Source organism: Acinetobacter sichuanensis (genome assembly GCF_003024515.2).
Taxonomy (GTDB): Bacteria; Pseudomonadota; Gammaproteobacteria; order Pseudomonadales; family Moraxellaceae; genus Acinetobacter; species Acinetobacter sichuanensis.
The window spans coordinates 14,203-32,986 of record NZ_PYIX02000006.1 but is presented as its reverse complement, the minus strand read 5'-3'; the positions used below and the strand labels follow the sequence as shown (position 1 = coordinate 32,986).

At 37.9% G+C, this 18,784-nt stretch carries 16 protein-coding genes; 7 read left to right on the top strand and 9 right to left on the bottom strand.

Annotated features, from left to right (window positions below; genetic code table 11):
• Positions 1-218: 218 nt before the first annotated feature.
• Entirely contained in the window at positions 219-1,394 is a 1,176-nt protein-coding gene (locus C9E89_RS05710) for a thiolase family protein (RefSeq protein ID WP_171405081.1), read from the top strand.
• Between the two features lie 113 nt (positions 1,395-1,507).
• Positions 1,508-3,010 carry a succinate CoA transferase gene (locus C9E89_RS05705; RefSeq protein ID WP_107007303.1) on the top strand — a complete coding sequence of 501 codons (1,503 nt, stop codon included), beginning with the start codon at positions 1,508-1,510 and terminating at the stop codon, positions 3,008-3,010.
• Between the two features lie 82 nt (positions 3,011-3,092).
• Here the strand turns inward: C9E89_RS05705 and C9E89_RS05700 are convergent, their stop codons facing one another.
• Positions 3,093-4,085 (bottom strand): glycosyl transferase family protein, encoded by a 993-nt coding sequence (locus C9E89_RS05700; protein WP_107007302.1) that lies wholly within the window; start codon positions 4,083-4,085, stop codon positions 3,093-3,095.
• A 421-nt stretch (positions 4,086-4,506) separates the two neighbouring features.
• On the opposite strand from C9E89_RS05700, the gene C9E89_RS05695 reads away from it, so the two are divergent.
• Both C9E89_RS05695 and C9E89_RS05690 read left to right on the top strand, forming a co-directional pair.
• Positions 4,507-5,853, top strand: a complete 1,347-nt coding sequence (locus C9E89_RS05695) for a dicarboxylate/amino acid:cation symporter (RefSeq protein ID WP_107007301.1) — start codon at positions 4,507-4,509, stop codon at positions 5,851-5,853.
• A gap of 492 nt (positions 5,854-6,345) precedes the next feature.
• Positions 6,346-7,488, top strand: a complete 1,143-nt coding sequence (locus C9E89_RS05690) for an acyl-CoA dehydrogenase family protein (RefSeq protein ID WP_107007300.1) — start codon at positions 6,346-6,348, stop codon at positions 7,486-7,488.
• A gap of 424 nt (positions 7,489-7,912) precedes the next feature.
• Here the strand turns inward: C9E89_RS05690 and C9E89_RS05685 are convergent, their stop codons facing one another.
• Positions 7,913-8,431, bottom strand: a complete 519-nt coding sequence (locus C9E89_RS05685) for a DJ-1/PfpI/YhbO family deglycase/protease (RefSeq protein WP_107007299.1) — start codon at positions 8,429-8,431, stop codon at positions 7,913-7,915.
• A gap of 242 nt (positions 8,432-8,673) precedes the next feature.
• Here C9E89_RS05685 and pheA point away from each other — a divergent pair, with 242 nt between their 5' ends.
• From pheA to C9E89_RS05670, 3 genes are all read left to right on the top strand, one after another.
• Positions 8,674-9,780 (top strand): prephenate dehydratase, encoded by a 1,107-nt coding sequence (gene pheA, locus C9E89_RS05680; RefSeq protein WP_107007424.1) that lies wholly within the window; start codon positions 8,674-8,676, stop codon positions 9,778-9,780.
• A gap of 27 nt (positions 9,781-9,807) precedes the next feature.
• Complete coding sequence (locus tag C9E89_RS05675; protein ID WP_107007298.1) at positions 9,808-12,054, top strand: bifunctional prephenate dehydrogenase/3-phosphoshikimate 1-carboxyvinyltransferase; 2,247 nt, start codon at positions 9,808-9,810, stop codon at positions 12,052-12,054.
• A 157-nt stretch (positions 12,055-12,211) separates the two neighbouring features.
• Entirely contained in the window at positions 12,212-12,592 is a 381-nt protein-coding gene (locus tag C9E89_RS05670; RefSeq protein ID WP_107007297.1) for a hypothetical protein, read from the top strand.
• Positions 12,593-12,615: 23 nt separating this feature from the next.
• On the opposite strand, the gene C9E89_RS05665 is transcribed toward C9E89_RS05670, so the two are convergent.
• The 7 genes from C9E89_RS05665 to C9E89_RS05635 form a co-directional block, all read right to left on the bottom strand.
• Complete coding sequence (locus tag C9E89_RS05665) at positions 12,616-13,176, bottom strand: ankyrin repeat domain-containing protein (RefSeq protein ID WP_107007296.1); 561 nt, start codon at positions 13,174-13,176, stop codon at positions 12,616-12,618.
• Positions 13,177-13,205: 29 nt separating this feature from the next.
• Positions 13,206-14,237 (bottom strand): RNA 3'-terminal phosphate cyclase, encoded by a 1,032-nt coding sequence (rtcA, locus tag C9E89_RS05660; RefSeq protein WP_107007295.1) that lies wholly within the window; start codon positions 14,235-14,237, stop codon positions 13,206-13,208.
• 232 nt (positions 14,238-14,469) lie between these two features.
• Positions 14,470-14,976, bottom strand: coding sequence for a DIP1984 family protein (locus C9E89_RS05655; RefSeq protein WP_107007294.1), 507 nt, complete (start codon positions 14,974-14,976; stop codon positions 14,470-14,472).
• Between the two features lie 781 nt (positions 14,977-15,757).
• Positions 15,758-16,219, bottom strand: a complete 462-nt coding sequence (locus C9E89_RS05650; protein WP_107007293.1) for a DIP1984 family protein — start codon at positions 16,217-16,219, stop codon at positions 15,758-15,760.
• A gap of 12 nt (positions 16,220-16,231) precedes the next feature.
• Positions 16,232-16,966 carry a hypothetical protein gene (locus C9E89_RS05645; RefSeq protein ID WP_107007292.1) on the bottom strand — a complete coding sequence of 245 codons (735 nt, stop codon included), beginning with the start codon at positions 16,964-16,966 and terminating at the stop codon, positions 16,232-16,234.
• A 13-nt stretch (positions 16,967-16,979) separates the two neighbouring features.
• Entirely contained in the window at positions 16,980-17,375 is a 396-nt protein-coding gene (locus tag C9E89_RS05640; RefSeq protein WP_107007423.1) for a DUF7684 family protein, read from the bottom strand.
• A gap of 4 nt (positions 17,376-17,379) precedes the next feature.
• Complete coding sequence (locus tag C9E89_RS05635; RefSeq protein WP_107007422.1) at positions 17,380-18,639, bottom strand: RtcB family protein; 1,260 nt, start codon at positions 18,637-18,639, stop codon at positions 17,380-17,382.
• Positions 18,640-18,784 lie beyond the last annotated feature (145 nt).

The following is an 18,784-nucleotide window of genomic DNA, read 5'->3' as shown; positions in this document are numbered from 1 at the left end:
GGCTCAGGGAGAAGGCTAGGATAAGGGAGTTTTATCAGACCTTTCCCTAACCCTCTCCTAATAGGAGAGGGAATGAACATTACAAATTGAATATTAATCAACATCAATTTATATAAGACATTTAATACTGCAAGGCTTAAATATTATTCGTGGACAGGTTTGAATCAGTACGCTGAATCAAACCTTACAACAAAATTGAAAATAGATGGAATAGGTAGATAACAATGATCGTGATTGTAGAAGCAGTACGTACCGCAATGGGCGGTTTTCAAGGTGCATTGTCCGCATGTACAGCACCTGATTTAGGTGCAGTGGCAATTAAAGAGGTTGTGGCACGTGCAGGTTTACAGCCAAATGATATTGATGAAGTGATTTTTGGTTGCGTACTGCCTGCAGGTTTAAAACAAGGACCTGCACGTCAGGCGATGCGTCAGGCAGGACTTCTTGATAGCACAGGTGCGACCACGATTAACAAAATTTGTGGTTCAGGTATGAAAGCAGTGATGCAAGCAGCGGATGCAATCAAAGCAGGTTCTACAAATATCGTCGTTGCCGGTGGTATGGAGTCGATGTCCAATGCACCCTATTTACTTGATAAGGCGCGTGCAGGTTACCGCATGGGGCATGGCAAAGTGACTGATCACATGTTCCAAGAAGGTTTGGAGGATGCTGAAACAGGCTTATCAATGGGTATTCTTGCTCAGGAAATGGCGGATAAAAAAGGCTATACCCGTGAACAACAAGATGCGTATGCCATCAGTTCTTTAAATAAAGCGGTAGAAGCGGTGAATAATGGCTATTTCAAAGCTGAAATCGCACCAATCACCGTATCATCACGCAAAGGTGATGTGGTTGTTGATCAAGATGAACAACCTTTAAATGCCAAAGTTGATAAAATTCCAACTTTACGTCCTGCATTTAAAAAAGATGGCACCATTACCGCAGCAAATGCGAGTTCAATTTCTGATGGTGCATCGGCATTACTTGTGACTTCTGAAGATATTGCTGCTGAACGTGGTCTAAAGCCTTTGGCAAAAGTTGTGGCTTATGCAACCAACTCGCAACATCCTTCAGAATTTACCATTGCTCCTGTCGGTGCAATTGAAAAAGTATTAAAGCAAACAGGTTGGGCTGCTGAAGAGGTTGATCTTTGGGAAGTCAATGAAGCCTTTGCGATGGTAGCGATGCTTGCAATTGACGGTTTCAATTTAGACCGTGAAAAAGTCAATATCAACGGTGGTGCTTGTGCATTGGGTCATCCGTTAGGTTCGTCTGGTTCACGTATTATTGTCACGTTGATTCATGCTTTAAAACGTACAGGTGGCAAGAAAGGGATTGCAGCTTTGTGTATTGGTGGCGGTGAAGCAACTGCTATTGCGATTGAATTAATCTAATTATTTTCCTGAAAAATTTAAAACTCAAGATTTTCCAACATCCTTGTTCGCAAGGGTGATGGGTTTTTACATGCTGTAATTTTTATTTTTTGATGTATTTTGAGATTTTTTGAATGATAAACGGTTTAGAGCGTATTCGTTGTGTAGCTTTGCACGAAAAAGTCATGTCTGTAGAAAAAGCGATTACGTTAATTCAAGATGGTACAGTGGTGGGTTTGAGTGGTTTTGGTGGTGCAGGAGAAGCAAAAACAGTGCCTTTGGCATTGGCAGATTATGCAAAAAACCATCCGCTTAAAATTACCTTGGCAACAGGGGCGAGTTTAGGTAATCGCATCGATGGGCGTTTAAATGAAGCAGGTGTTTTGGCGCGACGTTATCCTTATCAGGCAGATCCATCATTACGTAAAGCCATTAACAATGGCGAAGTGATGTATATCGATCAGCATTTATCAGAATTGGCTGATAATATTCGCCATAAAAATTTGCCAAAAATTAATGTGGCTGTGGTTGCTGCAACAGCAATTACCGAAGATGGTCAAATTATTCCCACAGGTTCATGCGGTAACTCTGCCAATTTTATTGAAATGGCGGATCATGTCATTATTGAAATTGACCATACTATCAGCCCTGTATTGGAAGGTGCGCATGATATTTATGTACCTAAAGCACGTCCACATCGTGATCCTATTCCATTGACCCAACCCAGTGATCGTATTGGTACAGTTGGAATCAATGTAGATCCGAGCAAAATCTCTGCAATTGTATTTAATGATATTCCAGATACTTCGTTCAAAATGGATGAAGCTGATGATGAAACCTTGGCGATTGCAAAACATTTGGTTCAGTTTTTTGAAGATGAAGTTGCTATTGGGCGTCTGCCTGAAAATTTAGGACCATTACAGTCAGGCGTAGGTTCAATTGCTAATGCAGTTTTTGCAGGCTTTGAGCATTCAAATTTTCATGATTTAGAAATGTATTCGGAAGTTTTGCAGGATTGTACATTTCAATTGATTGATTCAGGCAAAATGAAGTTTGCTTCAGGCTGTTCAATGACTTTGTCAGATGAATGTGCCAAACATGTCATGAATAACTTTGCACAATATAAAGATAAAATTGTGTTGCGCCCTCAGGAATTATCAAACAATCCTGAAATTATTCGCCGTCTAGGTATTATTGCCATCAATACTGCGCTTGAATTTGATATTTATGGCAATGTGAACTCGACCCATGTCACAGGGACGAAAATGATGAATGGCATCGGTGGTTCAGGTGATTTTACTCGTCATGCACATCTGGCTATTTTTGTGACCAAGTCTATTGCCAAAGATGGAGCGATTTCTTCAGTTGTACCGATGGTGAGTCATTGTGACCATGCTGAGCATGACATTGATATTTTGGTGACTGAGCAGGGCTTGGCAGATTTACGTGGGCTTGCACCACGTGAACGTGCATTGAAAATTATTGAGCATTGTGCACACCCAAGCTACAAGGCAGATTTATTGAAATACTTTAAAAAGGCGTGTGCGCTTGGTGGGCAAACACCGCATGTATTACGTGAAGCCTTGTCTTGGCATGCTCAGTTTGAAGAAACGGGTTCTATGAAACAAGCCGGATAAATCTTGTAGATATTGAGCTAGATTTTGAAAAATTGAATGAAAAAATGCAATATTTTTTCATTCAATCTGTTGTTGATTATGCTCAACGCGTTTCCCATAACTGTTTTGCTTGGGTCATGGCAGTTGTATAGTCAGATACAACACCCATGGTATAAAGTGCAATTCCCATGGTTTCAATGACAGCAATTTCGCCATATTCGTGGTGTTGTCGACCTTCCCAAACCGCTTTAAAAACTTCAAGGTCGAGTTGTTCTTCACTTGGGCTACGATTATCAGTCAGTTTTGGCAATTCATATTCATATAATTCGCCATGCTGAATACCGCAAATTAAAGTTTTGGCATCAGGATTACGTTCAAATTCGCCACCTTCTCCTTTAATCACAGCACTATTTGGGTATCCCAATTTAAATGCTGCATGTTGATGAGAGCTACGATAGGCTGGGTGAAAAATCGCTTGCATGGTTGCAGGTGCATTAAATGGGTTAATTAAGCGCGCTAAAGTGTGAATTGGAGAACGTAAGCCCATGACATTGCGTAAATTAATCATGTCACTGAGCAATGGTGAAATCACACTTAAGGGTAAAAAGGCAAAATTATGTTGTGCAACTTGGGTTGCGACTTCATCTTCATTTTGACAGATGGAATAGCCTAAGTATTCAAGAACTTGTTCCGTATAAATACGATTAACTGTATGTCCTGAAGCACCATGCATGACAACTTTATAACCATGACGCGCTAAAGTTAAAGCAGACAATAAAAACCATGGGAAATGTTTTCGTTTACCCGCATAAGATGACCAATCTAAATCAATTTCTAATGGTTTAAAAGTCAATTGGTCTTTGGTGGCTTGTACAAATCCTGCTAACTCATCTACAGACTCTTCTTTAACACGCAGTAACATGAGAAAAGCGCCAAGTTGTACATCTAATACTTCATTTTTTAAAATCAGAGAAAAGGCAGCATAAGCTTCTTCATAAGTTAATGAGCGAGCGCCATTTTTTCCTTTACCAATAATACGAATATATTGGGCAAAAGGATGCTCAAAGTCTTGATATAAATTGCGTTTTGTATTCATAAAATAAGCGTGAAAGAACAGAAAAATAAGTAAAGATACTATGACATAAAAAAGTCAGAAACTGTAAAGCTTATCAAGATAAGACTAAGGTCTAATATAAAATTGATTATTAATTAAACAAAAATTACATTTTTTGCAAGTCCGATGGATTATTTTTTATTAGAATAAAATCGTTTAAATTTTTTAATCTCCTGTTCTCATAGATTTAAAGGTTGTTCTGTTATCACTTTTAAATCTTAATTAAGATCAATAAAATTTTTAATTATATGACTTTTCTGGAAAATGCCATTTTCAGAGGGGTTTTTTATTTTTAAAAATTGATCTTTTGCTGTTTTATGAGAATAACTTGGCTGTGTTTCTGTTAAGAAATGCTACAAATAAAATATTTCTGTCATAGGAAATATCTAAAGAAGTTATCATTATGGCTAAAAAACCTTTGTATAAATCACTTTATTTTCAAGTGATTGTTGCCATTATTGCAGGTGTGCTTGTGGGGCATTATTTCCCGAGTACCACACAATTAGTTAATGGTGTTGAAAAACATATTCCGGGTATTGGTGAGCAGTTAAAACCACTTGGGGATGCATTTATTCGTCTAATTAAGATGATTATTGCACCTGTTATTTTCTGTACTGTGGTTAGTGGTATCGCAGGTATGGAAAGTATGAAATCTGTGGGTAAAACAGGTGGTATTGCTTTATTATACTTCGAGATTGTTTCTACAATCGCACTATTAATTGGTCTATTGGTCATTAATATTGCCAAGCCTGGTGTAGGCATGAATATTGATCCTGCATCTTTAGATACATCAGGTATTTCAAAATATGTTGAGTCTGGAGCATCCCAGTCAACAGTTGATTTTTTGATGAATATTATTCCAAATACGGTTGTTGGCGCTTTTGCTGAAGGTGAAATTTTACAAGTTTTACTTTTCGCAATTTTATTTGGATTTGCACTTCATAAATTAGGTGATACTGGTAAACCAGTATTGAAATTTATTGATCAAATTGCACATGTTTTCTTTAATATTGTAAACATGGTCATGAAACTTGCACCAATTGGCGCATTTGGTGCAATGGCATTCACGATTGGTAAATATGGCATAGGCAGTCTTGCCCAACTTGCACAGTTGATTATCTGTTTCTATCTTACTTGCTTGTTATTTATCTTTATTGTGTTAGGTACAATCAGCCGTGTTTGTGGTTTTAGCATCTTAAAAATGATTCGTATGATTCGTGAAGAGTTGTTGATTGTACTGGGTACGTCTTCTTCTGAATCAGTATTGCCTCGTATGTTGAAAAAACTTGAGATTGCAGGTTGTGAGAAGTCAGTTGTTGGTTTAGTTATTCCAACAGGTTATTCATTTAACTTGGATGGAACATCGATTTATCTCACGATGGCAGCAATTTTTATTGCTCAAGCGACAAATACTCAACTTGATCTTTCTCATCAGATTACTTTACTTGTGGTGTTATTAATTTCATCAAAAGGCGCAGCAGGGGTAACAGGTTCAGGTTTTATTGTTATGGCAGCAACATTATCTGCTGTAGGGCATATTCCTGTGGCTGGTCTTGCTTTAATTTTAGGTATTGACCGCTTTATGTCTGAAGCACGTGCTTTAACCAATCTTGTGGGGAATTCATTAGCAACAATTGTCGTTGCAAAATGGGTCGGGCATTTAGATCAAGATAAGTTGCAATATGCACTCAATAATCCTGAAGAATTAGATCGTAAAATGTTAGAAGAAAATGCTCAAAAGCATGTTTAATATTTAACTTTCTTTTTTAAAAGATATAAAGGAGGCTTCGGCTTCCTTTTTTATTTTAGTTAGAATATAAAACAGGGTGTATATTATTGGTTTTACTATTCGCTTTATGATTGGATATTTTATGCCTTGTTTTTTAATATCTGATTTATATATTTAATATTTTGAACTTATTGTTTGAGGGCTTATAACGTTATTTGATTTTTTATATAAAATTTTTTATATTTTCAATATTTACTTAACAATTTACGCTTATTTTTGAATATTGGTTTTCATTATTTTTTTGATATTTATGCTGATTTTTAAAGCGTTTAATGCTTAGATGAAAAATGTCTTAATAGGGGGCTGTTCCTTAAAATAAGGACTAAAAAATACGCGTCGTATTGACTTAATGAGTCCTGTACTTAGGTCATTTAGGATCATGACATTTCAGAAAGAACTCGTTAATATTCTGAGCGAATAATCCCCAATAATAAGCCCAAAAGGAAGAACCAAATGTTAGCGTACGATGCAGATTTAGAACTATTCAGAGATAACTTCAAACGCTTTATGACTGAACATGTTGCGCCTCATTATGAACAATGGGAAAAAGAAGGCTTAATGCCACGTTCAGTGTGGTCACAACTTGGCGAAAATGGTTTCCTTTGCGTAGACGTACCTGAAGAATACGGTGGTTATGGCGTACCGACAGAGTATTCTTTAATGTTGGTGGAAGAGTCTGCACGTGCAGGTTATGGTGCATTATCGACTGCGATTTCATGCCATTCAGAAATTGCCGCACCTTATATTTTAAATATTGCCAATGAAGAACAAAAACAATACTGGTTGCCAAAAATGGTGGCAGGTGAGGTTGTTGGCGCGATTGGGATGACTGAGCCGGGTGCAGGATCGGACTTACAAGGTATGCGTTCATCAGCCATTTTAAATGGTGACCATTATCTATTAAATGGTTCTAAAACCTTTATTTCCAATGGTCAACATGCTGACTTGGTGGTATTGGCTGCGAAAACTGATCCGCAGGCACGTGCTAAAGGTGTGTCATTACTTTTGGTTGATACGCATTTGGAAGGTTTTAAGAAAGGGACTAACCTCGACAAAATTGGTTTGCATTCACAAGATACTTCAGAGCTTTTCTTTGACAATGTCAAAGTGCCTGCGAACCAATTATTGGGTAATGCAGGTCAAGGTTTTGCATATTTAATGCAAGAACTTCCACGTGAGCGTACAGCAATTGCAGCGACTGCTTTGGGTGCAATTCGTGGTGCACTTGATGTAACCACCCAATATGTGCAAGAGCGTCAGGCATTTGGTCAAAAAATTGGCAGTTTCCAAAATACACGTTTTGTTTTGGCACAGGCAAAAATTGATGAACTTGCTACAGCGGCTTTCTATAACCAAAACTTAGCATTATATAAAGAAAAGAAACTGGATGTAGAAACAGCAGCAGCCTTAAAGAGCTTCAGTTCAGACATGCAAATGAAAGTGATCGACAGTTTACTGCAACTGTTTGGTGGTTATGGTTATATGACTGAATACCCAATTTCACGTTTCTTTGTCGATGCACGTATTCAACGTATTTACGGCGGAACCAATGAAATCATGAAAGAAATTGTGGCACGTGGCATTATTGGTCGTTGATTTTTTAAATCCCCTCATCCTCTTGCGGAATATACTCCTTATTCCAAAGGGAGAAGGGACTTTCAATATTAGACTTCATGGGTAAGTCGATTTGTAATAAAAATTAATTCACAAAGGAAATTCCCTCTCCTTTTCAAGGAGAGGGTTAGGGAGAGGTATAAAATTTTTAAATAAGTTCACTCTTTTGCGAATTTTCAATCTTAACTAAACACCAAAAACACCAGTCCACGTTGAGCAAGGTGACAGAAGTGAGCTAGTAATTGCAATAAAAGACAATAAAGTCAGTTTCATAATATTCATATTCTCTTTCTCATAATTTAAAAGTATTTTGTACCGAAAAAATATAATGAATAGGAAAATTTAGTAAATTTGTCAATCTGTTCATATTTAAGAATAGTTCAAGGTACTGTTAAAAACTATAGTTTTAAGCCCTTAATACATTTAAACATTCATGAATAAAAACAGGCAATTCCTCAGTTGAACGTGAGGAAATATATAGATTATTGTCATTCACCACTTCTCGATCAAAAATAACTGCGCCAGCCGCTTTAAGTTCCTGAATCATTGCCTCAATCGAAGTCAGGCGACGACCGATAGCAAGCTGTGCATCAATCAACAAGTGTGGACTATAACAACATAAAAAAATAGGCTTTTGTGCATTGGCAAAGGCACGCAGGTAGTCCACAAATCGAGCATCTTGTTTGAGTAGATACGGAGAGTTTCCACCGGGGATCATAAGCGCATCAAAGTCTTGAACTGAAATTTCATCAATACCTAAATCTATACTGACAGAAGATTTACGCTGTTGACTATAAACGATATTTCCTGCAACTTTTTCAATATTTCGTACAGAGTGACTTGCAGCACGAAAAGCTTCGACGGGATGATGATATTCAGTATCTTCGAAATCATGGGTAATCAGAACAGCAATTTTCTTATTCATATTCTATTACTCGAGTTGCGCTTAGCTTATTTATCATAAATCTCGACGTGCAAAATTCTATAGATGCTTTGTAAATAATGTCGTGTATTTTATTTCAAACCATTTTGCGCATAACAATCTAGGTCTAAAACATAGATAAAAGCGGTATTGTGCAACAAAATCAACTGAACTATTGTTATACTGTCAGCGGTTTAAAATTTAAGCCTCCTGTAATTCTAGACTTTCAAAAGGGCGATATAACAATGATCAACGATGATCAAAACACGACTTCTCTCGATCTTGCACAAATCCGTGAAGATATTGATTCTGTAGATCAGCAAATTCAGCAACTCATTAACCGTCGTGCAAGACTGGCGGAAGCAGTTGCCAAAGCAAAATTTGCAGCAGAAGAGAATCCGTTGTTTTATCGTCCTGAGCGTGAAGCACAGGTGTTACGTAATGTCATGGAACGTAATGAAGGTCCATTGTCAGATACCACCATGGCACGTTTGTTCCGTGAAATCATGTCAGCGTGTTTGGCACTTGAAGCACCGCAAAGTATTGCGTTTTTAGGTCCAGTCGGGACTTATACTCATTCGGCTGTGCTTAAGCATTTTGGTCAGGATGCCGTGGTGCGCCCATTGCCAACCATTGACGAAGTGTTCCGTGAAGTGGAAGCAGGCAGCGCACACTATGGTTTAGTGCCTGTTGAAAACTCATCTGAAGGGGTGGTGAACCATACTTTAGACTGTTTCAAAGCTTCGCATTTAAATGTGATTGGTGAAGTTGAATTGCGTATTCATCATCAATTCCTGATTTCTGCAAATACCCGTAAAGACAGTATCAAACAGATTTATGCACATCAGCAGACTTTGGCGCAGTGCCGTAAATGGCTCGATGTACATTATCCGGGTGTAGAGCGTGTGGCACTGAGCTCAAATGCAGAAGCAGCGCGTCGTATTCGTAATGAATGGCATTCGGCTGCGATTGCTTCTGACGTTGCAGCAAGTATTTATGAACTTGAAATTCTACATGGCAACATTGAAGATAATCCTGAAAATACCACACGTTTCCTTGTGATTGGGCGTGAAAAAGTGCCACAAAGTGGTAATGATAAAACCTCTTTACTCATTTCTGCACATGACCGTGCAGGGGCATTATTGGAAATTCTTGCACCATTTGCCAAACACAATATCAGCTTGACCAGTATTGAAACCCGTCCTGCATTGCCTGAAAAATGGGCCTATGTGTTCTTTATTGATCTTGAAGGTCATGTAGAACAAGACAATGTAAAAGCAGCCATTGAAGATATTCGTCCATTGGTCAAAGAAGTCCGTGTTTTGGGTTCATACCCAGCAGCTGTTATTTAATGGGTTGAAGGTCTTTAAAATATCGTCATGACTCAACCTATGTTTAAAAAAGTTGCATTTATTGGACTTGGACTGATTGGTTCAAGTCTGGCACGGGTGATGGTTGCTGAACAACTTGCTGAAACCATTGTCGCTTCTACACGTTCTAAAAAAACACTGCAAGATGCCAAGGCATTGGGCATTATTGCAGAGGGATTCAGTGATCCTGCCGAAGCGGTGAAAGATGCAGATCTGGTGGTATTGGCTTTGCCTGTACGGGCAACGCAAAAAGCATTGGAAAGTATCAAACCGTATTTGGCGGAAAATGCCATTATTACCGATGTCGGCAGTACCAAAGGCAATGTGGTCGATGCAGCCAAAGCCGTTTATGGTGAAAGCCTGCCTGTTGGTTTTGTACCTGGGCATCCGATTGCAGGGGCTGAACATACAGGTGTACATGCAGGTAAGGTTGATTTATTTGCCAATCATAAAGTGATTTTGACGCCTTTACCAAGCAGTGCAGATTGGGCTGTCGAAAAGCTGATTACACTTTGGCAGGCAGCCAAAGCTGAAGTCATTTGTATGGATGTCGATAAGCATGATGAAGTGCTTGCACATACCAGTCATTTACCGCATCTGATGGCATTCAATCTTGTGGAACAACTTGCCAACCGTGAAGATAATCTCGATATTTTCCGCTATGCAGCGGGAGGTTTTCGTGATTTTTCACGTATTGCGGCAAGTGATCCGCAGATGTGGCATGATATTTTCTTTGCCAATAAAAAAGCAATTTTGAATGCAGTGGATGGTTTTGAAGCACAACTGAAAACATTACGCCAACTGATTGAAAATGAAGATTCACAAGCCTTGATGGGATTGCTTGGACATGCACAAGCTGCACGCCAGCATTTCAATCATATGCTCGCCAATAAACCTTTGATGGAGAAAAATAAGGTGACACAACAATTTACCATTTTGCCAGGTGAGAAGACATTTAAAGGTAAATTTACCGTGCCAGGTGACAAATCTGTGTCACATCGCTCCATCATGTTTGGGGCGATTGCAGAAGGCACGACTCATGTAACAGGTTTCCTTGAGGGTGAAGATGCACTTGCAACCTTGCAAGCCTTCCGAGATATGGGCGTCAGTATTGAAGGACCAAAAAATGGTGAAGTGACCATTCATGGTGTCGGAATCAATGGTCTGAAAGCACCAAAAACAGCGTTGTACATGGGTAACTCAGGTACATCTATGCGTTTGCTTTCAGGCATGTTGTCTGCGCAAGCTTTTGACTCTGTGATGACAGGCGATGCATCATTGTCGAAACGTCCAATGGAACGTATTGCCAAGCCTTTACGTGAAATGGGTGCACAGATTCAATCTACAGGTGAACGTGGTACGCCACCGATTTCAATTACCGGTGCGCAAGCGTTAAAAGGCATTCATTATGATTTGCCAATGGCATCTGCACAGGTGAAATCAGGCATTCTTTTAGCAGGTTTGTGGGCAGAAGGCGAAACATCGGTGACTGAACCTGAACCAACCCGTGACCATACTGAGCGTATGTTGCGTGCATTTGGTTATGAAGTGAAAACTGAGGGCAATCGTATTTCCCTGCAAGGTGGTGGAAAGCTGGTCGGTACTGAAATTCAGGTGCCTTCAGATATTTCTTCTGCGGCATTCTTTATGGTCGGTGCGGCAATTACCGAAGGTTCGGATGTGACCCTTGAAGCGGTAGGCATTAACCCGACCCGTACAGGTGTGATTGAAATTTTAAAACAAATGGGTGCGGACATTAGCGTTGAAAATGAACGCATTGCAGGCGGTGAACCGATTGCAGATGTACGCATTCGTGGTACTCGTACTTTAAAAGGCATTCATATGCCTGAAGATCAGGTACCTTTGGCAATTGATGAATTCCCTGCATTGTTTATTGCTGCTGCATGTGCAGAAGGGCAAACCATTTTAACGGGTGCGGCTGAACTGCGTGTCAAAGAATCTGACCGTATTCAGGTAATGGCAGATGGCTTGCAAACCATGGGCATTGACTGCACACCAACAGATGATGGCATTATCATTGAAGGAAAAGGTAAATCTGGTGAGTGGGGTGCAATTTTCACAGGTGGTGAAATTGAATCGCATCATGACCACCGTATTGCCATGAGTTTCTCAATGGCGGGACTACGGACTTCAGGTAAAATTAAGATTATGGGCACTGAAACTGTAGCAACCAGTTTCCCGACTTTTACCCAATTGACTACACAAGCAGGGCTTGAGATTCAAGTTACTGAATAATTTTTCTTGGCTAAGTTCGGTCAAGCGAAATTTAAATGTTAAATCAATAGTCTAAAATTTGTATATTTGTTCGACAACAGCCAAGCAAAAGCTTGGCTGTTTTGTATTTATTGCTTATGCTCAAAGCATAGAACTATAAAGCCTTTGGGATGAAGCAATGAGAACACTACAATTTACAGCGAACTGCGAAAAACATGCTCAAAGTAATGCACAGGACGGGAATGCATGCGTTGTGACTCAGGAATATGTAACAGATTTATTGGCAACACAGCTTTCTCAATATGGCTTTAAAGCAGAAACAACACATTGCGAAGAAAATTTAGCGGTGAGTGTGGAAAATCACCCGATTGGTTTAGGTGTGCATTGTCGTTTAAATGAAGCAGGGTTATTAACTTGTCAAATCTCAGCGCATGCAGATGAAGAACAAGTGTGGTTTAAAAAAATAGAAACACAAAGCATGATTAAACAGTTAGCAAACGCGGTGGAAAACACCTTAAAAAAAGATGCTGCCTTTAGTGGTTTTGAGTGGAAAGGGTAGAATATTAAGAAGAGTTAAATAGGTTAAGATGAAGTTTTATTTAAATCTTTCAATGTCTTAGCGCCATATTCTCTAAGAAGGATAATATGTTTAGGTCGTGCGATATTATTTTGATTTGCATGATAATCTAAATAAGCTATCAGTGAATCTGTATTGTTGTGTTCGAGTTCTGAAATAGGTGGTACTAATTTCTCAATCCAATAAAAAGTGTTGTAGCAATATTCAGCTATAGCAATACCTAGTGGAGTGTCATATTCATCCTCGATAAGGATATTGGGATTAAACCCACCTTCTAAAAAGACTTTTATCATTTCATGATCTTCTTGAAAAATAGGCGCTAATATTGCATGAAAGCCATCATTACTCACTTGATTGGGGTTTGCTCCTAATTCAATCAGAAGTTTTATAATTTGATAGCGATAAGGTTTTTTATTCATCACTAATTCCCCAACGATTGAATCGAGTAAGCTATCACCATGATGATTGATTTCAAGGAAATCTGCATTTTTTTGTTTATATTGAATAAGTTGTTCTGAATTACCTAAAAAGGTTGCATTGATAATATCATCAAATGTAGGTTTCATTTTACAGCATCCTTTTGATTTTGTGAGTGCTAAACTTTCACACTCACTTTATAGATATTTCCAATATTTTCAAAACTGATTTCACAATCTAAAAACTTTTGGATCATTGCAGCTTGGGTTTTGGTGTGTTCACTAATCACTTGCGCTGTAAATTCTCCACCTTTGCCTAAAGCTAAAGGCAAGAGCAACTGATCTGCCAGATATTCATCGGCAATGGCATCGGCATGCAAATAAGCTTTTACTTCTTTGGCTAAATCATTGGCAACTTTTTCTGCACTTTTTTTCATTTCACCTAAAGCAGAAAAAACTTGTTGATGATACTCATAATTTAATACCACAAAAGCAGTATTTCCCTGACTAATACCTCGAAAGTTGAGTCGTTTGCGTTGTGTTAAATCTAATTTGTTATTCAAAACTTCAAGTTCACGATCTGCAATACTCGTAGGAATATTTAAGGTTGATGCATATGCAACCATGTCCAAAAGCTTACCTTTGTCCTGAGCAGTATATTTAGTTTGTTTTGTCCACGGGTGAATAGTGGCATTGATCTGACCTGCACCAATCGGAAAAAAACCTGCGTGTTCACAGAAAAAATCCACTGTAATGCCCATTTTATGAATTGTTGGTAAAAAACAATGCTCAATAAAATCCGCTGTAGGTGCCATTGGGTTATGGGTTCCACCGTGTATGCTGATTTGACTGACTCGATCTTGCATCATCAGGGCAGGAAGTAAAGTTTGTAAAACTAAAATAGTGCTGCCTGCTGAACCAATTTGAAAATCGTAATGTCCAGCTTGGACTTGTTGTGGCTGAAAATAAAGCTTTTGTGAATGTAATTCTGCACCTTCAACGGTGGCATTACTGATGCGCTGTGAAGCCTGTACGCAAACTAGATGTTGACGCATTAAGCCCGGTTTTTTACGCCCTGCTCGGATATTGAACAGTTCAAATGGAATGCCTGTTAGCATAGAAAGCGAAAGGGCGGTACGCAAAATTTGTCCGCCGCCCTCGCCTTGAGAACCATCAATTTGGATCGTTTGGTTTTTAATCGCTATGTTCATTTTTTCCTAAACTTTTTTTTGATTAAATATGCTGATTTAAATCGTTGTATGATTCAAGTAAGAGATAAAAAATAATGAATCTAGTACTGATTTTATTGAGCGATCAAAATAAATCGTTCAGCATATATAAAGTATAAAAGGTGATTCTAAAACATCAAATTTTAATGATCTGATGTTTAACTGTATCGTTTAAAAATAGTAAAGTATGTGGAAAAAAGAACAGAATAAATCATTATCCTACTTTTTCAATACAAGGTGGCACAATGGTCACAAGACTTTTTTGTGGATCATACATTTCAATTTGCCAATTTGCTTCCTGAATTTTCATATTTAATTCACGAATTTTCATACTGATTTCATCTGCTTGTTTTTGTAAACGAGCAACAGAAATAATTTTTTTCCACTTTACTTCACTGATATTGCAACGGTTAAATTGTTCACTATTTTCAATAGCTTGCATTAAAATAGTTTGTTTCTCAATTAAATCATCACGTTGATTGATTACATTAATAAATGAACGTCCATCCGATAGTTTGGTACGAGCATAGGTCAGATAAATATTACTGATAATGCCTTGTAAGTCTTGAGAAATAGAAAATGCTTGTTTAATTAACTCATTTGGATCTTCACTTGGTTCTTCACCATCTTTGACTAAAACATTGATATTAATCCGTTGTTTTAATGAAGTGAGTTTTTTTTGATGATCACTTTTTATTAATAAAGCCTCAGCAACTTTCATATTATTTCCCCAGAACTAGCAAACTCATCAATGAGATGATTGAATTAAAATATTCCTAAATACATTATTTTTAAGTTTAAGTATTTATATTGTGTAAAAATACTTAATATTTAGGTGTTTTTGCAATACTTACTTTTTGGTATTGATTCAGCAAATTTGCATTATATTTTAATTCCAATTGAGTTGTAAGTTGTTCTATCGGATAAATGGGAGAATTGGTTCATATTTTACCAAGTAGTTAATTTTCAAATTATTTTGCTAAAAATTCATACACATTCCTCTAAGTTGATAGATTAGGTGAACATACTGTCAGTACATGGTTATGCTAAGTCAGTTGTAACAATGCCTTGTGAGCAAAGTGTTAATGTGTGCTAAGTGATGAGCTGATTTATAAAAAGGTAAGCTAGCTCATTCGCTTGGCAGCCTCTACGCAACTTCTTTTCAATCCTGCGCTGAGGGAGTAAAGTTGTTATCGGATCCTGCACTCGCCCAGTATGTTCGGGTTTATTCTAAAACAATCAATTGCTTTAGAAATAGGTGAAATATATTGTCAGTACATGGTGATGCAAAGTCAGTTGTCACCATACTTGGTATGTATTGGGTTGACGTATGAAAAGTAATGGGTTGAAGTGTACATAAAGTTGTAAGCTAACCCGTTCGCTTTTCTGAGCCACTACACATTATTTTCAATCCTATGTTGTGAAAGTAGAGGATCTTGTACTCGCCCAATATATTTCGGATTTTGTCATGACGAATCACAACAAAACTTTTAAAATGTAGTCTAAGATTCAAGCAAATCCACTTGCCAATTGGTTGCTTGAATCAACACATTTAAATCACGGAGTTTGGCACTGATATCATCGGCTTGTTTTTGCAAGGAAGATACAGGAATTACTTTATGCCATTTAATCTCACGTGTGCTGTAACGATCAGGCTCACGATGCGTGTTGCTGATTGCAGAGGTTAAGATTTTATGACGTTCCACAAGTTCATCACGCTGTGTCAATAAAGCCAATAGCGAACGACCATCAGTTAATTTTGCCAAAGCATTGGTTTGATGAATAGCGAATACCAATTTTTGTGATTCCTGCGTTAAAGCAAAGACTTGCTTTAACAGTTCGTTTGGATCTTCAGATGGTTCATCACCATCTTGTACCAATACATTTGCATGGATACGTTGTTTCAGTGAAGCGAGTTTCTTTTGTTGATCGCTTCGTAAGAGTAATGCTTCTGCGAGTTTCATATTGTTTTCCTTTTAATTTGTAATCTGTAATTGGTCAAATGCCGAGTCGTACATATATTGATATTCAGGTGGAACATTATTTCGTCCCACAACTTCGACTAAGGCATTTATTAACAATTCATTTGTTCGTAACTTTTCGAGCCATTTATTCATGATTTTAATCATTTTTTTATCAGAAAATGCTGAATTATAACTATATTCTTCAAAATCATAATGTAATGTTTGAATCAAATTCAACATGGGTGTTGGGACATTCAAATTTTCTTCCCAAATTATTAATAAAGGTCGAATATTTAAACCAGCCAAATGGAACATGAGAACGTGTTGAGTGACTGATGTAGTTTTTGTAAACTTCATTAATTGCATTTGAAAATAGCAAAGTGCGAAACGTTGCATAAATTCAAATTCAATATCTGTCCAAATATCTAAATAAAAATGACATTTAGTTAACGTGTCTTCGTGACAATGATGGATATATTCATTATTTATCAACGACTCTAAAATTCGAGGCAATAAATATTTCATTTGTTGTGAGATTGCATATACATCAGTCGATTCTGCTGCAAATAAATATTGCGAAATTAAACGCTGATCAAGCTGTGCTAATGGTAAAGTAAGTAGTAATTCACAATCTTCCATTGTCATGCAATGTCCACAGCACGCTTCGATTTTTTCACCAATCGAATAAGAGGAAAATAATGAATACGCTTCCTCAACTAAGGCTTTTAATTCAGTTTCATAATTCATTAGATTTTCCTTATTATTGAATATTAATTAAAATGATTTCTAGAGTTGAGTCTTCTAAAGGAGATGCTATATAAGTTTTAGCAAACTCTATAACCTCATCCAAAGTTTGGTCTTCATGCCAAGTGGTCATGAAGTTATAATCATCATCTTCAGGTAGATCGTAATTACAAAATTCTAAATAAGCATAATCTAGTGCATCATCCCAAATTGAACATTCATGACCCCAAGCTAAAGCCCAATAACATTGCTCTGATTTTACAATCCAATCAGAACATATACTTTGCCATTCAGATGTTACTGATTGGCTGTAGATTGCTAAAATTGCAATATAAGGATGTTTTGGCAAATCATATGAAATCTTTTGATTTGCTAGTAGTTCTATATTAGTCATCACAATTGTAGCATTCATCATATTATCCCTTCACACAAACAACCTGATTCAGTGTATAAACCACTTCCACCAAATCACTTTGCGCTTTCATCACATCTTCAATCGGCTTATAAGCAGACGGAATCTCATCAATCACGGCTTCATCCTTACGGCATTCTACACCTTGAGTTTGCTCAATCTGATCTTGCACAGTAAACAACTTCTTCGCAGCAGTACGGCTATGCACACGACCTGCACCATGCGAACAATAACAGAAAGATTCCTGATTTCCCTTACCTTTCACAATAAAAGACTTCGCACCCATCGAACCTGGAATAATTCCATACTCACCCAAACGCGCACGAACTGCACCTTTACGAGTAACAAGAACTTCCTGTCCGAAATGTTCTTCCTTATCCACATAATTATGATGACAATTCACCGCTTCAACTTTGGCATTAAATGGTTTGTTAATAATAATTCGTAAAGCCTGAACTGCGGCTTCCATCATTAACTCACGGTTTTTCATGGCAAAACGTTGCGCCCAACCCACAGCAAACCAATAATCATCAAAATGTTCAGTTCCTTCAACCAAATAAGCTAAGTCTTTATCAGGCAGGTTAATGAAATGCTTCTGCATATCTTTACGAGCAAGCTCGATAAAGTGGTTTCCTATCGCATTTCCAACCCCACGAGAACCCGAATGCAACATAATCCAAACCTGTTGATGCTCATCTAAACAGATTTCAACAAAGTGATTTCCCGTTCCCAAAGTTCCAAGTTGAGTGCGGTTATTGGTATTCTTTAAACGTGGATGTTTGGCACAAATATATTCAAAATCAGTCACCAATTCAGCCCAAACTTGATCTACACGTTCAGGTGGTGTATTCCAAGAACCTCGGTCACGATGACCACGAGTTTTGGTCATTCCGTGCGGAATTAAACGTTCAAGCTCGGTACGTAAGGTATGTAAATTATCAGGCAGATCAGATGCAGTCAGTGAAGTACGCGCTGCCATCATTCCACAACCAATATCCACACCCACCGCAGCAGGGATAATCGCACCTTTGGTTGGAATCACGCTACCAATCGTCGCACCGATCCCGACATGGACATCAGGCATTACCGCCATCCATTTATAAATAAACGGCATTTGCGCGGTTTTTAACAATTGATCTTTAGATTTCTCATCAACAGGGACACCTTTAGTCCACATTTTAATTGGAACGCCTTTTGCGTCCTGAATAATGTTATAGGCACGCTCATTTGAGGCTTGTTTTTCGATTTGTTCAATTACTGACATAGTCATTGCTTTATTCCTTCTCTAAACCTGCCTGCCAAGCGGTTGCAGGCAGGTGAAAATTTCATACATCATGATGATGTGCTGTATATATTGCGAAGAGTGTGCCAAGTTTGATTTTATTTGAGATTTAATTTTTAAATAATTG

Coding starts and splice junctions, on each gene's coding strand:
- C9E89_RS05635 (WP_107007422.1), bottom strand. CDS start 18,639: ATGTCAGTAATTGAACAAATCGAAAAACAAGCCTCAAATGAGCGTGCC.
- C9E89_RS05700 (WP_107007302.1), bottom strand. CDS start 4,085: ATGAATACAAAACGCAATTTATATCAAGACTTTGAGCATCCTTTTGCC.
- C9E89_RS05705 (WP_107007303.1), top strand. CDS start 1,508: ATGATAAACGGTTTAGAGCGTATTCGTTGTGTAGCTTTGCACGAAAAA.
- pheA (WP_107007424.1), top strand. CDS start 8,674: ATGATCAACGATGATCAAAACACGACTTCTCTCGATCTTGCACAAATC.
- C9E89_RS05670 (WP_107007297.1), top strand. CDS start 12,212: ATGAGAACACTACAATTTACAGCGAACTGCGAAAAACATGCTCAAAGT.
- C9E89_RS05695 (WP_107007301.1), top strand. CDS start 4,507: ATGGCTAAAAAACCTTTGTATAAATCACTTTATTTTCAAGTGATTGTT.
- C9E89_RS05645 (WP_107007292.1), bottom strand. CDS start 16,966: ATGAATTATGAAACTGAATTAAAAGCCTTAGTTGAGGAAGCGTATTCA.
- C9E89_RS05640 (WP_107007423.1), bottom strand. CDS start 17,375: ATGAATGCTACAATTGTGATGACTAATATAGAACTACTAGCAAATCAA.
- C9E89_RS05665 (WP_107007296.1), bottom strand. CDS start 13,176: ATGAAACCTACATTTGATGATATTATCAATGCAACCTTTTTAGGTAAT.
- C9E89_RS05675 (WP_107007298.1), top strand. CDS start 9,808: ATGACTCAACCTATGTTTAAAAAAGTTGCATTTATTGGACTTGGACTG.
- C9E89_RS05690 (WP_107007300.1), top strand. CDS start 6,346: ATGTTAGCGTACGATGCAGATTTAGAACTATTCAGAGATAACTTCAAA.
- rtcA (WP_107007295.1), bottom strand. CDS start 14,237: ATGAACATAGCGATTAAAAACCAAACGATCCAAATTGATGGTTCTCAA.
- C9E89_RS05655 (WP_107007294.1), bottom strand. CDS start 14,976: ATGAAAGTTGCTGAGGCTTTATTAATAAAAAGTGATCATCAAAAAAAA.
- C9E89_RS05650 (WP_107007293.1), bottom strand. CDS start 16,219: ATGAAACTCGCAGAAGCATTACTCTTACGAAGCGATCAACAAAAGAAA.
- C9E89_RS05685 (WP_107007299.1), bottom strand. CDS start 8,431: ATGAATAAGAAAATTGCTGTTCTGATTACCCATGATTTCGAAGATACT.